This window comes from Xanthomonas sacchari, from assembly GCF_040529065.1.
GTDB lineage: Bacteria > Pseudomonadota > Gammaproteobacteria > Xanthomonadales > Xanthomonadaceae > Xanthomonas_A > Xanthomonas_A sacchari.
Genome location: NZ_CP132343.1, coordinates 4,355,131 through 4,369,253, shown reverse-complemented (window position 1 = coordinate 4,369,253; position 14,123 = coordinate 4,355,131). Strand labels below are relative to the sequence as shown.

Below are 14,123 nucleotides of genomic sequence, written 5' to 3'. Positions count from 1 at the left end.
ACGATCATGCCAGCGACAGTGAAGCCGCACGCGTCGGCGCCGCCACAGGCGCCACTGCCGTCGCGCTGGCGCAGCCTGCTGTTCTGGGCCAAGACCCGCGCGCTGCAACTGCGCCGCGCGCTGCACGATCTGCGCGACGGTCCGCGCCGGCATCGCCGCGACGCCGGCCTGGCGATCGCCGACGGCAGCTGTGCCGAATCGGTCACCGCGCTGTGGCCCGACAGCGAGGAGACCGCGCCGCAGCTGGTGGCCGGCAAGATCCACAACCTGCGCCTGGCCGCGCGTGCGCTGCACGGCGTGGAGGTGCCGGCCGGGGCCACCTTCAGCTTCTGGCGCCAGCTCGGCCGTGCCACCCGCCGCCGCGGCTTCGTTGCCGGCCGCGAACTGCGCGAGGGCTGCCTGGTGCCGTCGATCGGTGGCGGCCTGTGCCAGGTGTCCAATGCGATCTACGACGCGGCGCTGCGGCAGGGCCTGGAGATCGTCGAGCGGCACCGCCACACCCAGGTGATTGCCGGCTCCCTGGCCGAGCGCGACCGCGACGCGGTGGTGTTCTGGAACTACGTGGACCTGCGCCTGCGCGCCGCCGCGCCGTGGCGGCTGGAGGTGTGGCTGGATGGCGAGGCGCTGCACGTGCGCATCCGCGGCGGTGCCGCGGCGCCAGCGGCATTGCCGTTGCCACCGCTGCAGCGGCGCATCGCGGCCGCCGGCGTCGATGCCGCCAACGACTGCACGCGCTGCGGCCGCAGTACCTGCCATCGGCATGTGGCGGGGGTGCCGGAGGGCTTGCACCGCACCTGGCTGGTCGACGAGGACTGGCCGGAGTTCGCCGAAGACCGCCGGCGCCGGCAGCAGCCGGGCGATCGGGTGCTGACATTGCCGCGGTACAGCGTTGCGGCAGTGCGCGCGGCGTTGTTGCGGCGCTGGTGGCTGTGGCACGGGATGCCGTTGCCGCAGGCGCGTCAGCGCGCGCAGCGCATCCGCCTGCGGGCGCTGCGGCGCCGGCTGGGCGCGCACGATGTAGACCTGGTGGTGCCGCAGGGCCTGTTGCCGGACCTGTGGCTGGCCGGCGAGTTGCAGGGCCGGCGCTGGGACGTGTGCATGACCGCCTTGCCGATGCACCTGCTGCAGGCGCGCCTGGACGTGGCCGCGCAGCGGCATCCGCACAGTCCCACCTTGCGCGATTTCCGCGCCGATCCGGCGCTGGTCGCCGCCGAGCGTGCGGCGCTGGCGCAGGCGCGGCACTGGATCACCCCGCACCGCGAATTGCTGGCGCTGGCCGGCAGCCGTGGCCTCGCGCTGCAATGGCAACGGCCGGCGCTCCCGGCGGTCGCGGCGAAGCAGGCGGTCATCACTGAGGACGCCGCGCCGCGGGTGCTGCTGGCGGCCTCGACATTGGCACGCAAAGGCGCCTACGAACTGCGCGATGCAGTGCGTGATTTGCCGCTGGTGTTGCTGCTGCCGCCCGGTGCGCAGGAAACGCCGGACTTCTGGAATGGCATCGCGGTACAGCGGGTCGCGTCGATGGCCGAAGGCGTGCACGCAGCCTCCCTGGTGCTGCTGCCGGCCTGGATCGAACAGCAGCCGCGTGGCCTGCTGCTGGCCATGGCGCTGGGCAAGCCGGTGATCGCCACCGCCGCCTGCGGCCTGTCTCCGGATGCTGGTGCGTGGCGCTGCGTGGAGGCCGGCGACAGTACGGCATTGCGCGCGCAAGTGGTCGACGCGTTGGGGCTGGTGGACTGAGCGAAACGCGTGGGCGTCAGGGCCGCCGTCCGCTTTGCCATGGCGATCGAATGTGCGTTCGTCTGGAGCAGCTTCAGAGCGGCCCTGCTTTGGCGACACGCGCCACTGCCGCGTAGGAGCGGCTTCAGCCGCGATGAAGCATTACCGGTAATGCCCGTCGCGGCTGAAGCCGCTCCTACGGAAGCGGATTGCGTGCGGTGCCGACGATTTGCGGCCTCATGCAAGGCCGGCGCATCGCGGGCTCGACGCGCGCTGGCGCTCCAGCGATTTACGCCAGTGGTGCACTGAAGGACTTGCGCCGCGCACCGCGCGCCTGCCTCAGTACAGATCCTGCGGATCCACATCCAGCGACCAGCGCACCCGCCGGGCCTGTGGCAGCGCGTGGATCGCCGGCACCGCTGCGTCCAGCACTGTATGCAGCGCGCGTCGCGTGTTTGCCGACAGCAGCAACTGGGTGCGCTGGAAACCGGCGCGGCGCGGCATCGGCGCAGGCATCGGACCAAAGCGCTGCACCTCGTCCTGCGCCGGCAGCAGCGCGCGCACGGCGGCGAGGAAGGCGTTGGCGTGTTCGACCTGCTTGGCCTCGGCGCGCAGCAGCGCCAGGTGCGCGAACGGCGGGAAGCCTGCGGCCTCGCGCTGCTCCAGTTCCGCCGCGGCGAAGGCGTGGTAGCCGCCGTGCACCAGGGTCTGCAGCAGCGGATGCCCGGGGTGGTGGGTCTGCAGCCAGACCTCGCCCGGCCGTGCCGCGCGGCCGGCGCGGCCGGCGACCTGGATCAACTGCTGCGCCAGCTTCTCGCTGGCACGGAAATCGGCCGAGAACAGGCCTTCGTCGATGCCGACCACCACCACCCGGCTCAATTGCGGCAGGTCGTGGCCCTTGGCCAGGATCTGCGTGCCGACCAGGATGCCGGGCGCAGTGCCGAGCGTGGCCAACTGCGTCTCCAGCGCATCGCGGCGTTGGGTGGTGCTGCGGTCGATGCGTAGCACCGGCACGTCCGGGAATGCCTGCACCAGGCGTTCCTCCAGGCGTTCGGTGCCGATGCCCTGCGGCTGCAGCGCCAGGCTGCCGCAGTCCGGGCAGGCCAGTGGCGCCGGCTGCCGTGCGCCGCAGTGGTGGCATTGCAGGCGCCGGCCGCCGGCGTGCACGGTCATCGGCGTGGCGTGCAACGGGGTGCTGCAGCGCTGGCACGGCGCGGTCCAGCCGCAGTCGTGGCACAGCAGCACCGGCGCATAGCCGCGGCGGTTCTTGAACACCAGCACCTGGCCGCCATCGGCCAGTGCCGTGCCGATCCCGGCCAGCACCTCCGGCGACAGCCCGTCCTGTAGCGGGCGCTTGCGCACGTCGAGCACGCGCACCGTAGGCGGTTTGGCGTCGCCGGCGCGGCGGGTCAGGCGCAGGTGCGCGTAGCGGCCGCCGGTGGCGTTGTGCAGGCTCTCCAGCGACGGCGTGGCGCTGCCCAACAGCACCGGCACGTCCAGCGCCTTGCCGCGCACCAGGGCGAAATCGCGGGCGTGGTAGCGGATGCCGTCCTGCTGCTTGTAGCTGCCGTCGTGTTCCTCGTCGACCACGATCAATCCGGCCTGCGGCAGCGGCACGAACACCGCCGAGCGGGTGCCGACCACCACCTGCGCCTCGCCACGCCAGGCGGCGGCCCAGACCCGGGCGCGTTCGTTGTCGTTGAGCCCGGAATGCAGCGCATGCACCGGCACGCCGAGGCGGGCGCGGAAGCGCGCCAGGGTCTGCGGGGTCAGGCCGATCTCCGGCACCAGCACCAGCGCCTGGCGGCCGCGCGCCAGGCAGGCGGCGATCGCCTGCAGGTAGACCTCGGTCTTGCCGCTGCCGGTGACGCCGTCGAGCAGGAACGGGGCGAAGCCGGCGGCGCCGACCACCGCGTCGATGGCGGCCTGCTGCTCGGCGTTGGGCACTGGCCCGGGCTGTGGCTGCGGCGCCGCGGCGCTGGCCGGCACGGCGATGCGTTCGGCGTGGCCGCGCTTGGCCAGGACGCGGGCGGCGCTGCGCCAGTCGTCCATCGCCTGGTCCAGCCGGTCCTCGTCCACGGCGCCGTCCGCCAGCAGCGTGGCGAAGCGGTGCGGGCGGGTGCCGGCGCGGGCGCGGTGGCTGGCGCCGGCCTCGGTCAGGCGCCAGGCCCAGGCGTGGGTGTCGGGCAGCGCTTCGCCGCGGCGCAGCGGCACCGGCAGGGCGGTCGCCAGCACCTCGCCCAGCGGCGCGTGGCTGTAGCGCGCCAGCCAGCGCAGCGACTCGGCCAGTTCGCCGTGCAGCAGCGGCGCCGGGTCCAGCCAGGCCAGTGCAGCGCGCAGGCCATCGGCGCCCTCGACCTGGCCGGTCGCCGCGACCACCCCGCTCAGTTCGCGGTTGCCGAACGGCACCTGCACCCGGCGGCCGACGTCGCCGTCGGCGACCGCGCCGCCGGGCGGCGGCAGGTAGTCGAACAACTGCGGCAAGGGGACGGGCAGGGCGACGCGGAGCGTGGCGACGGGGGAGGGCATCCACCTAGTCTAGGGCGTGTCACCGATCCCCGAGTACGCCGCGTTGGGTCTGGCAGGCGCGCTGCCGGCGTTGCGTGGCGCAGCGCCTGACTGGCCGTCAGGTCAAGCCGCGCGGCGTCGGCAGCGCGCCTGCCAGACCCAACCCGAAGGGCCGCGGTTGCGCGTGCCCGTGGCCGCGTCATCGCTCGGGCGTGGACGCACGTCCACTTCCTCGCTCTTCCTTGCCACAATCACGCGCAACCGCGGCGCGGCATGCTCGGGGATCGGTGACACGCCCTAGCGGCCGTGGCAAGTGGGTTCCGGGCGCCAGGAGTTGCGCGCGATTGCTGCCCGCAAAGTGATAAACCGGTCGTAAATAGCCGCCGCGCTTGGAGAATCGAATTTATCCACATCTGCTGTGGATAAAGCTGTGCATGAAGGGCATGCTCCACGCCGTGAAGACGGACTCACAAGCCTCTGCCACGAGTTGGACAAAAAAGCGCCATTCGCATTTATTCTTTTGAGAACAACAACTTGGCCGTGAAACACAGATGCAACATGGTTTCGCGGGGTCTTGACAAGACCTGTCGCAGGCCAATTCCAGGCGCTGTGCACAACCCGCCGTCGCGGTAGCCGCGGATGAGCCGATCGCGGCGCTTCTGTCAAGCGCGCGATGCGGCGGCCGCCTCGCTATCATCGCGCCGATGATGGAGTTCCGATGACCGCCACGTCCCCTTCCGACGGCGTGGCCGCACCGCCCGCCCTGGCCGCGTTCCTGCGCGGGATCGAACGCCGCGCCGCGGTCCTGGCCGACCTGCAGAGCGGCCGTCCCGAGCGCGGCCTGCCCGCCCTGGCGGCCGCGATGCGGGCCTTCCGCAGCCACGCCGCGTCGCTGCCGATGGCCGACTGGCCGCTGCGGTTCTGGAAGCTGCTCGGCGCGGTGCCGACACTGCGCCAGGCCGATGCCGCCGAGGGCACCTGGCCGGCGCCGCTGGCCCATCTGCGCAGCCTGCAGCCGGCCGACCGCCTGGCGCTGCTGCTGCGCATCATCGCCGGGCTGGACGAGCCGCTCGCCGCACAGGTGCTGCAGCTGTCCACCGAGGATTACCAGCAGGCGCTGGCGCGGGCCTGCCCGCGCGATGCCGGCGGGCGCCCGGATGCGGCGGGCTGGCGCGCGCTGGCCGATGCGGCGCAGCAGTGCCTGCGCGACCTGCCGCCGGCGCGGTTGCAGGCCCTGGCGCAGCTGCGCGATGCGGCGATCGCCGGCAGCACGGCGCCCGCTGCCGCGGCGGCGCCCGCGTCGGCGCCTGCCGCGGCCGCCGCGCGCCCGCGCCGCCGTGGTGCGCGCCCGGCCCTGCGCACGCGCCTGGCCGGGGCGGTGATCGCCGTCGTGGTCCTGGCCCTGGTCGGTACCGTGTTCTGGGATCGCCTGCCCTGGCACCGTTCCCGTGCCGCGGCCGCGGCCGGCGGCAGCGACGCGAGCCTGGCACTGGGCGATACCGGCCCGGTGCAGGTGGAAGTGCTGCCGCCGGAGTCGGACACCGCCAGCGCGCCGCCGCTGCCGGCCGAGCCGCCGGCGCCGCTGCCGGAGCCGGCGATCTACGACCTGGACTTCTATGCGTGGTACGCGGCCGGTGCGCCGCCGCCGCGGATCGAGCGCAGCGCCCCCAGCGCCGCCGACCTGGCCGAGGCGACCGAAGTCACGCCGGCCGCAGCCGTGGCCACGGCCGTCACGCCCGCGGCGGCGGCGGCCACGCCACCGGCGCTGACCCCGGCGCAGTTGCGCGCACGCCAGGCCGCCTGGGACGCGCTGCCGGCGGCGGCGCAGGCGCGGTTGCGTCAAGTCGCCACGGCCTTCGCCGGCCTGCCGATCGAGCAGCAGCACAGCCTGCATGCGCAGTTCGCCGAGATGGACGCGCTGGAGCGCCACGGCTGGTTGCTCGGCCCGGAGCTGGGCGCCGAGTTCTGGGCGCTGCAGCCGCTGTTGGGGTACGTGCCCGAGGCGCAGCGGCAGGCGCTGCTGGGCCTGCTGCGCAGCCTGCCGCCAGACCAGCGCGAGCATCTGGCGCTGCTGTCGCAGCGCACCCCGCCGCAGGACCGCGCCGCCTTGCGTCGCGACCTGCTGGCGCAGAGTACCGACAGCCGTGGCGCCTGGCTGAAGCAGCGCGCCGCGCGCTGAGCCGCGCGCGGCAACGCAGTCATCGGCCGCAGCGGGTAGAATGCGCGGCCTCCGCCACCCGGTGCCGGCGCTGTCTGCGCGGCCGCAGTCGGCGGGATCGCCAGAGTCTTGCAATGTTTTCGTCTTCCACCCCGGCCTCGATCCGGGGCCGCGAACTGCGCACCACCGCGCAGCTCGCCTTGCCGCTGGTCCTGGGGCACGTCTCCACCGGCCTGATCAGCTTCGTCGACAACGTGATCGCCGGCCACCACGGCACCCGCACGCTGGCCTCGGTGACGGTCGGCACCGCGCTGCTGTGGCTGCCGATGATGATTCCGATCGGCACCCTGATCGCCCTGACCGCCTCGGTGTCGCAGCTCGACGGCGGCAAGCGCCAGGCACAGATCGGGCCGCTGTTCCGCCAGGCGGTGTGGCTGTCGCTGGGCCTGGGCCTGCTGATGTTCGCGTTCCTGAGCGTGATGCCGATGGCGCTGCCGCAACTGGGCATCGCCCCGGAGATCGTGCCCGGCGCGCGCGACTTTCTGCACGCGATCCGCTGGGGCGTGCCGGCGCTGGTGCTGTACTTCTGCATGCGCTACCTCAGCGAAGGCATGCATTGGACCCTGCCGACCATGCTGCTCGGCTTCGGTGGCCTGCTGCTGCTGGCGCCGCTCGGCTATGCGCTGACCTTCGGCCTGTGGGGCCTGCGCGAACACGGCGCCGGCGGCCTGGGCATGGCGTCGGCGATCACGATGTGGGCGCAGGCGCTGTGTTTCGCGGTCTACCTGGCGCGGTCCAGACGCTTCGCGCCGCTGCGCCTGTTCGCGCAGTTCGAGGCCCCGGATCTGCGCGCGATCGCCGGCTTGCTGAAGACCGGGCTGCCGATCGGCGTGACCATCCTGATGGAAGGCGGCCTGTTCATCGTCACCGCGCTGCTGATCGCGCGGCTTGGTGAGGTGCCGGCGGCGGCGCACCAGATCGCGATCAACGTGGCGCAGCTGTGCTTCATGGTGCCGATGGGCGTGGCCGAAGCGACCACGGTACGGGTCGGCCGCGCCGCCGGCGCGGGCGATGCGGTAGGCGTGCGCGGCGCGGCCTGGGCCGGCTATGCGATCGTGCTCGGCACCCAGGCGCTGTCGGCGCTGGTGCTGCTGGTCGGTCACGACGCCATCGTCGGCATCTACACCAGCGACCTGGCGGTGGCCGCGCTGGCCTCCACGCTGCTGCTGTACGCGGCCACCTTCCAGTTTCCCGACGGCGTGCAGGTGCTGTCGGCCGGGGCGCTGCGCGGCCTCAAGGACACCCGCGTGCCGATGCTGCTGGCCCTGTGTTCCTACTGGGGCCTGGGCATGCCGCTGGGCGCCGGCCTCGGCCTGTGGCTGGGCTGGGGACCGCAGGGCATGTGGATCGGCCTGATCCTGGGCCTGACCGCGGCGGCGGTGATGATGGGCGCGCGCTTCCGTTGGAGCAGCGCGCGGCTGTCGGGCGCCTCGGCGGCCCCCTGACTTCAGACGCATGTGCGGCGCCTGACGCAGCCGGTATGCTGCGCAGGCGCAAGACGCCTACCTTTCGGAGTTTTCCATGAACCAACCCGTGCGTCGCAGCCCCGTCGCCAACTTCTTCGTCGGCCTGTGGGATGTGATGAACTTCACCCGCCGGTTGATCTTCAACCTGGTGTTCTTCGGTTTCCTGTTGCTGATCCTGCTGGCGATGGTGTTCGCCATGGCGCGCGGCGACGGCGGCAAGGCGCTGCGCGACCGCACCACGCTGCTGATCGCGCCGGAAGGCAAGCTGGTCGAGCAGTTCAGTGCCGACCCGGTCAGCCGCGCGCTGGCCAAGGCGATGAACGACAAGGGCGCGCAGGAGATCCAGTTGCGCGACCTGGTGCGCGCGATCGAGGCGGCCAAGACCGATCCCAAGATCGAGCGCGTTGCACTGCGCCTGGACAAGCTGCAGCCCAGCGGCTTCGCCTCGATGCGCGAGGTGGAGAAGGCGCTGCAGGACCTGCGCAGCTCCGGCAAGCAGATCGTCGCCTACAGCGACAACCTGAACCAGTGGCAGTACCTGCTGGCCGCGCAGGCCAACGAGGTCTACCTGGACCCGATGGGCTCGATGACCCTGGAAGGCCTGGGCCGCTACCGCCAGTACTTCCGCGAGGGCCTGCAGGACAAGCTCGGCGTGGACGTGCACCTGTTCAAGGTCGGCGAATACAAGTCCGCCGCCGAGCCCTACGTGCTCGACGCGGCCTCGGCGGCGTCCAAGGAAGCCGACCTGTTCTGGATGAACGATGTGTGGCAGCGCTACGTGGCCGACATCGCCAAGGCGCGCAAGCTGGCGCCTGAGCAGATCAACGCCGGCATCGACACCATGCCCGAGGGCGTGGCCGCCGCCGGTGGCGACCTGGCCAAGTTCGCCCTGCAGCAGAAGCTGGTGGACGGCCTGAAGACCCGCGAGGACGTCGAACAGTTGCTGGCCAAGCGAGGCGTCGCCGACGACGATGCCGACACCGGCTATCGCAACGTCGACCTGGACGGCTACCTGCAGCAATTGGACCTGCGCCGTTCGCCGGTGGATTCGCGGCCGCAGGTGGCGGTGGTGGTCGCCGCGGGCGAGATCAGCGGCGGCGAACAGCCGGCCGGCCGCATCGGCGGCGAGTCGACCGCGGCGCTGCTGCGCCAGGCGCGCGACGACGACGCGGTCAAGGCGGTGGTGCTGCGCGTGGATTCGCCCGGCGGCGAAGTGTTCGCCTCCGAGCAGATCCGCCGCGAGGTGGTGGCGCTGAAGGCCGCCGGCAAGCCGGTGGTGGTGTCGATGGGCGACCTGGCCGCGTCCGGCGGCTACTGGATCAGCATGAACGCCGATCGCATCTATGCCGACCCGTCGACCATCACCGGCTCGATCGGCATCTTCGGCATGATCCCCAACATCACCCGCACCCTGGACAAGATCGGCGTGCACACCGACGGCGTCGGCACCACCCGTTTCGCCGGCGCGTTCGACATGACCCGGCCGATGGATCCGGCGGTGGGCCAGCTGATCCAGTCGGTGATCAACAAGGGCTATGCCGACTTCACCGGCAAGGTCGCGCAGGCGCGCGGCAAGTCGGTCGAGGCCATCGACCAGGTGGCGCGCGGCCGCGTGTGGAGCGGTGCGCAGGCCAAAGAGCGCGGGCTGGTGGACGCGTTCGGCGGCTTCAAGGACGCGGTGGCCGATGCCGCGGCGCGCGCCAAGCTGGGCGGCCCGGACAAGTACCGGGTGCGCTACGTCGAGAAGCCGGCCACGCCGTTCGCGCAGTTCGTCAGCGGGTTCGCCGGCAGCCGCCTGGGCGTGTGGATGCTGAGCGACTCGGCGCTGGGCCACGTCCTGCTGGCGCGCAGCATGCCGGAACTGGACACCCAACTGCGCTTCGTCAAGGACGCGGCCGACACCCGTCCGGGCGCACCGGTGAAGGCGCTGGCCTACTGCTTCTGCGGTCTGTAAGCCGGCCCCGCGCCGGCAGCGGCGCGCTCTTGCGAGCGCGTCGCCTGCTTCCTGCAACGCCGGCCCCCGTGGCCGGCGTTGTTCATTGCGCGGTCGCGGCGTCCAGCGCGGCGTTTTGCGTGGCCGCGGCGCGGTCGAGCGTGGCCTGGGTCTGCCTGGCGCGGTCCAGCGGCTGGGCGATGGCGCTGCGCAACGCGCTGGCCTTCGGCGGTGGCGGCGCATCGGGCGGTTGCGGCGGTGCCGGCTTGCATGCGGCCAGCAGGGCGAGCAGCGGCAATGCCAACGTCATCCTGCGCAGTGGTGCGGACATGGCGGCGACCTCCTCGAGGGTGGAGGTATCATCCTACGCCTCCCATGTGAGCAGACAGGCACGCGCATGCAGCACCGTTGGCGGCTGGACGGACAGACCGCGCTGATCACCGGCGCCAGCGCCGGCATCGGCCTGGCGATCGCGCGCGAACTGCTCGGGTTCGGCGCCGACCTGCTGCTGGTGGCGCGCGATATCGACGCGCTGGAAGCGGCGCGCGACGAACTGCGCGAGACCTTTCCCGAGCGCGAGATCCTGGCGCTGGCCGCCGACGTCGCCGACGACGAGGACCGCCGCGAGATCCTGGACTGGGTCGAGGACCATGCCGACGGCCTGGACCTGCTGATCAACAACGCCGGCGGCAACGTCAGCAAGCCTGCGGTGGACTACACCGAGGACGAGTGGCGCGGCATCTTCGAGACCAACCTGTTCTCCGCGTTCGAGCTGTCGCGCTACGCGCATCCGCTGCTGGCGCAGCATGCGGCCTCGGCGATCGTCAACGTCGGCAGCGTGTCCGGGCTGACCCACGTGCGCAGCGGCGCGCCCTACGGCATGACCAAGGCGGCGCTGCACCAGCTCACCCGCAACCTCGCCGCCGAATGGGCCGAGGACGGCATCCGGGTCAACGCGGTGGCGCCGTGGTACATCCGCACCCGCCGCACCTCCGGCCCGCTGTCGGACCCGGACTACTACGAGCAGGTGATCGAGCGCACGCCGATGCGCCGCATCGGCGAACCGGAGGAAGTGGCGGCGGCGGTCGGCTTCCTGTGCCTGCCGGCGGCCAGCTACATCACCGGCGAATGCATTGCGGTGGACGGTGGTTTTTTGCGTTACGGGTTCTAGCGGCTGAGTGGCGGCGGCGTGCGCGCCGGGCGCCGGCCGAAAGGCGCAGTGCAGGAGGCCCCGGGCGTATGTCGTCGGGACTGAAGTCCCTCCCACAAGGTGTGTGCGCGCTTACCGCGGTGGATCGGCTGCGGGGTAATCCGTAGGAGCGGCTTCAGCCGCGACCGGGCTTTCCCGGTAACGCCCGGTCGCGGCTGAAGCCGCTCCTACGCAACCAGGCGCACACCCACACGCGAGCGAGATGGATTACGGCGTGGGCGGCTCTACGCCGCAGTTGCTGGCCTCGAGCAGGTGCTGGCGGCGTTCGAACTCCGCGTGCAGCGTTTCGGCATGCTCGGGCACGGCGAAGCGCCAGTGCGTCTCCGCTTCAGCCACGTAGTTCTTCCAGGCATCGCACAATTGCTCGGCGGGCAGCGGCTGGCACTGGTCGCGCAGCACTTCGCAGGCGCTGCCGCCGGCCTGGTTGGGGCCCCCATCCAGGTCCGTCGTGTGCAGCGGCACGCAACGCGGCGGCGGTTCGGCGACCTCGCCGATGTAGGACGATTTCTCGCGGGTGGTGCAGGTGTACAGCGATGGCGGTGGCAGCTTTGGAGGCGGTGGCGGTGCAGCCGCCGCGGTATCGGCCGGGGCCGGCGCGTCCGCAGGCGTGGCATCGTTCGTGGCGCTCGCCGGGGGCGGCGATGGCGCGGGCTTGGACGCGAGCGTGGTCGGCAGTGCGGCGCTGCTCACGCCCTGCATGATCTTCTTCTGCTGGCGCATGCCCTTGGGACAGGGCTGGTTCTGGATGGTCAGGTTGTCCTGCGCGTCGGTGCAGCGATAGAACACCACCGGTTCGGCGCTCGCAGCGCCGGCACACGTCAGCAACGCAATCAGGTAGAACGCACGGCGCATCAGGTGCCGCCGCAGTCGCGTGTCAGGCGCGCGTCGATGCCGCGCTGTTCGGTCTCCATCGCGCGGCGCTCGCTCTGCAGTGCGCTGTTGTAGCGACGGATCAGCTCCCAGCGACGATCACTCAGGCGCGCACAGACCTCCTGCTCGGGCAGCGCCGTGCAGGTGTCGCGGATCATCGTGCTGCCGGCCGGCACGATCACGCCGGCGCCGGCGGCCACCCCCGGCGGCGGTGGTCCGGGCGGGCGCGGTGCACCGGGCGCAGGCGGTCCCGGCGGGGCGGGCGAGCGGCCATCGGGGCCGCGCCCGGACGGCCGCGCGTACGGGCCCTCGGCGTAACCGTAGGCCCACAGCGGCACCCAGCGCGGATTGCCGGCGTTGTCGTCGCTGGTGTAGCGCGTGCCTTCCGGGGTGACGCATTCGTACATCGGCTGCGGCGGCTGCACGTTGACGATGCGCAGTTCCCGCTGCGGCAGCGGCGCCGGCGAGGCCTCGCCACGTGCCGGATCGGTGCTGATGGTGGTGGTCGGCCGCGGCGGCGGATCGCGTGGACGCTGCATGTCCAGCACCTGCTGCTGGCGCGCGTTCTCGCAGGGCGCGTTCTGCAGGCTGACCGCGCCGGAGGCGGCGATGCAGCGGTAGATGCGCACCGAGCCGGTGCTGCCTTCGCTGCTGACCGTCTGCGTCTGTTGCGCCCAGCCGGCACCGATCCAGGACGACAGGCTCAGCAGCAGCAACGGGCGAAGAAAGCGGCGCATGCGCGCATCTTGCGCGCCTTGGGCGGCCAGGGAAAGGGCGGGCGAGCGGGGATACAGGACGCGATGGCGCGGGTGGGGCCGCAGCGGGGTCTTGTCGCGCATCGGGCAGGCCGCGGGTCGGTCAGGGTGCTTCCTGCAGCACCTCGCAGCTGCTGTAGGGTGCCGCCGGCCTCGGCTAGGGCGCGCTCGTGCAGTACTGGCGCGTTGCTCTGTCGCTGCGAGGCTTCGCCCGACCCTCATCCGGCCCTTCGGGCCACCTTCTCCCAATGGGAGAAGGGAACAGCTAGCCCCTCTCCCGTCGGGAGAGGGGTGAGGGTCCGGCGCGAAGCGACTCGTGTAGTTTGAGTGCACCAGGCTGCGCCCGCACCCTCATCCGGCCCTTCGGGCCACCTTCTCCCAATGGGAGAAGGGAACGGCTAGCCCCTCTCCCGTCGGGAGAGGGGTTGGGGTGAGGGTCCGGCGCGAAGCGACTCGCGTAGTTTGAGTGCACGAGGCTGCGCCCGCACTCTCATCCGGCCCTTCGGGCCACCTTCTCCCAATGGGAGAAGGGAACAGCTAGCCCTCTCCCGTCGGGATAGGGGTTGGGGGTGAGGGTCCGGCGCGAAGCGACTCGTGTAATTTGAGTGCACGAGGCTGCGCCCGCACCCTCATCCGGCCCTTCGGGCCACCTTCTCCCATTGGGAGAAGGGAACAGCTAGCCCCTCTCCCGCCGGGAGAGGGGTTGGGGTGAGGGTACGGTGCGCGAAGTGCCCATGTGGCTCCATCGCGCCGTTGCCGCCAGACGCCGACACGGTGGACGACAGGCGTGCCGTGCCGAAGAGCAGCGCCTCAGGCGCGCAGGATCTCGCCGCTGGCGGCGTCGCGGATCGGGGTCGGCTGGGCCAGGCCGCCGGTCTCGCCGTCGAGCAGGCCATCGAGGTCACGCAGCACCAGCGGGTCCAGCTCGCTGCGCTGCCGTGCCGGCGGCTCGCCGCCGCGGTTGGCGCTGGTCGACACCAGGGCGCCGCCCCAGGCGCGGCACAGCGCAGCGACCAGCGGATGCGCGCTGATCCGCACGGCGATGCCCTGGTGCGCACCGGTGACCCAGGGCGGCGCGTGCGCGGCGGCGGGCAGGATCCAGGTGTGCGGTCCCGGCCAGCTGGCCAGCACCGCGGCCAGCCGGTCCGCTGGTAACGCCGACAGGTCCAGCAGCGGGCGCAGCGGATCCAGTTCGGCGGCGACCACGATCAGGCCCTTGTCCACCGGCCGCTGCTTGATCCGCAGCAGGCGGGTCACGGCGGTCTCGTCGTGCGGATCGCAGCCCAGGCCCCACACGGCTTCGGTGGGGTAGGCGATCACGCCGCCCTGGCGCAGGACGGCGACGGCATGGCTCAGCGACAGGTCGGTCATGCGCGCATCATGCGGCACGTCCTCGTCTAAGGACAATGAGGGTCGGATGGGCGGGACTCGGGATTTTCGCAAG

10 protein-coding genes are annotated in these 14,123 nt (G+C 72.1%); 5 read left to right on the top strand and 5 right to left on the bottom strand.

All coding sequences use genetic code 11. The features are described from left to right. Positions 1–6 precede the first annotated feature (6 nt). Positions 7–1,740 carry a VanW family protein gene (locus RAB71_RS18515; protein ID WP_234006613.1) on the top strand — a complete coding sequence of 578 codons (1,734 nt, stop codon included), beginning with the start codon at positions 7–9 and terminating at the stop codon, positions 1,738–1,740. 318 nt (positions 1,741–2,058) lie between these two features. Here RAB71_RS18515 and RAB71_RS18510 read toward each other — a convergent pair whose 3' ends face one another. After that, on the bottom strand, positions 2,059–4,248 hold the full coding sequence (locus tag RAB71_RS18510; protein ID WP_010343185.1) for a primosomal protein N': 2,190 nt from the start codon (positions 4,246–4,248) through the stop codon (positions 2,059–2,061). Positions 4,249–4,945: 697 nt separating this feature from the next. On the opposite strand from RAB71_RS18510, the gene RAB71_RS18505 reads away from it, so the two are divergent. The 3 genes from RAB71_RS18505 (at position 4,946) to sppA (ending at position 9,865) form a co-directional block, all read left to right on the top strand. Next, positions 4,946–6,406 (top strand): hypothetical protein, encoded by a 1,461-nt coding sequence (locus RAB71_RS18505; protein WP_244170799.1) that lies wholly within the window; start codon positions 4,946–4,948, stop codon positions 6,404–6,406. A 113-nt stretch (positions 6,407–6,519) separates the two neighbouring features. Beyond that, positions 6,520–7,890, top strand: a complete 1,371-nt coding sequence (locus RAB71_RS18500; RefSeq protein WP_010343168.1) for an MATE family efflux transporter — start codon at positions 6,520–6,522, stop codon at positions 7,888–7,890. 76 nt (positions 7,891–7,966) lie between these two features. Further along, a complete protein-coding gene (sppA, locus tag RAB71_RS18495; protein WP_010343169.1) occupies positions 7,967–9,865 on the top strand; it encodes a signal peptide peptidase SppA in 1,899 nt (632 codons plus the stop codon). An 82-nt stretch (positions 9,866–9,947) separates the two neighbouring features. Here sppA and RAB71_RS18490 read toward each other — a convergent pair whose 3' ends face one another. Continuing rightward, a complete protein-coding gene (locus RAB71_RS18490; RefSeq protein WP_010343170.1) occupies positions 9,948–10,154 on the bottom strand; it encodes a hypothetical protein in 207 nt (68 codons plus the stop codon). Positions 10,155–10,241: 87 nt separating this feature from the next. Between RAB71_RS18490 and RAB71_RS18485 the strand changes: the two genes are divergently transcribed. Then, positions 10,242–11,015, top strand: coding sequence for an SDR family oxidoreductase (locus RAB71_RS18485; RefSeq protein ID WP_010343171.1), 774 nt, complete (start codon positions 10,242–10,244; stop codon positions 11,013–11,015). A gap of 246 nt (positions 11,016–11,261) precedes the next feature. On the opposite strand, the gene RAB71_RS18480 is transcribed toward RAB71_RS18485, so the two are convergent. The 3 genes from RAB71_RS18480 to RAB71_RS18470 all read right to left on the bottom strand — a co-directional run bounded on the left by RAB71_RS18480 (position 11,262) and on the right by RAB71_RS18470 (position 14,050). Then, positions 11,262–11,906 carry a DUF4124 domain-containing protein gene (locus RAB71_RS18480; RefSeq protein ID WP_010343174.1) on the bottom strand — a complete coding sequence of 215 codons (645 nt, stop codon included), beginning with the start codon at positions 11,904–11,906 and terminating at the stop codon, positions 11,262–11,264. Then, positions 11,906–12,661, bottom strand: a complete 756-nt coding sequence (locus tag RAB71_RS18475) for a hypothetical protein (RefSeq protein ID WP_104609532.1) — start codon at positions 12,659–12,661, stop codon at positions 11,906–11,908. Before RAB71_RS18475 ends, RAB71_RS18480 begins: the two co-directional genes overlap by 1 nt. 828 nt (positions 12,662–13,489) lie before the next feature. Beyond that, complete coding sequence (locus tag RAB71_RS18470; protein WP_010340682.1) at positions 13,490–14,050, bottom strand: Sua5/YciO/YrdC/YwlC family protein; 561 nt, start codon at positions 14,048–14,050, stop codon at positions 13,490–13,492. Positions 14,051–14,123: the final 73 nt, after the last annotated feature.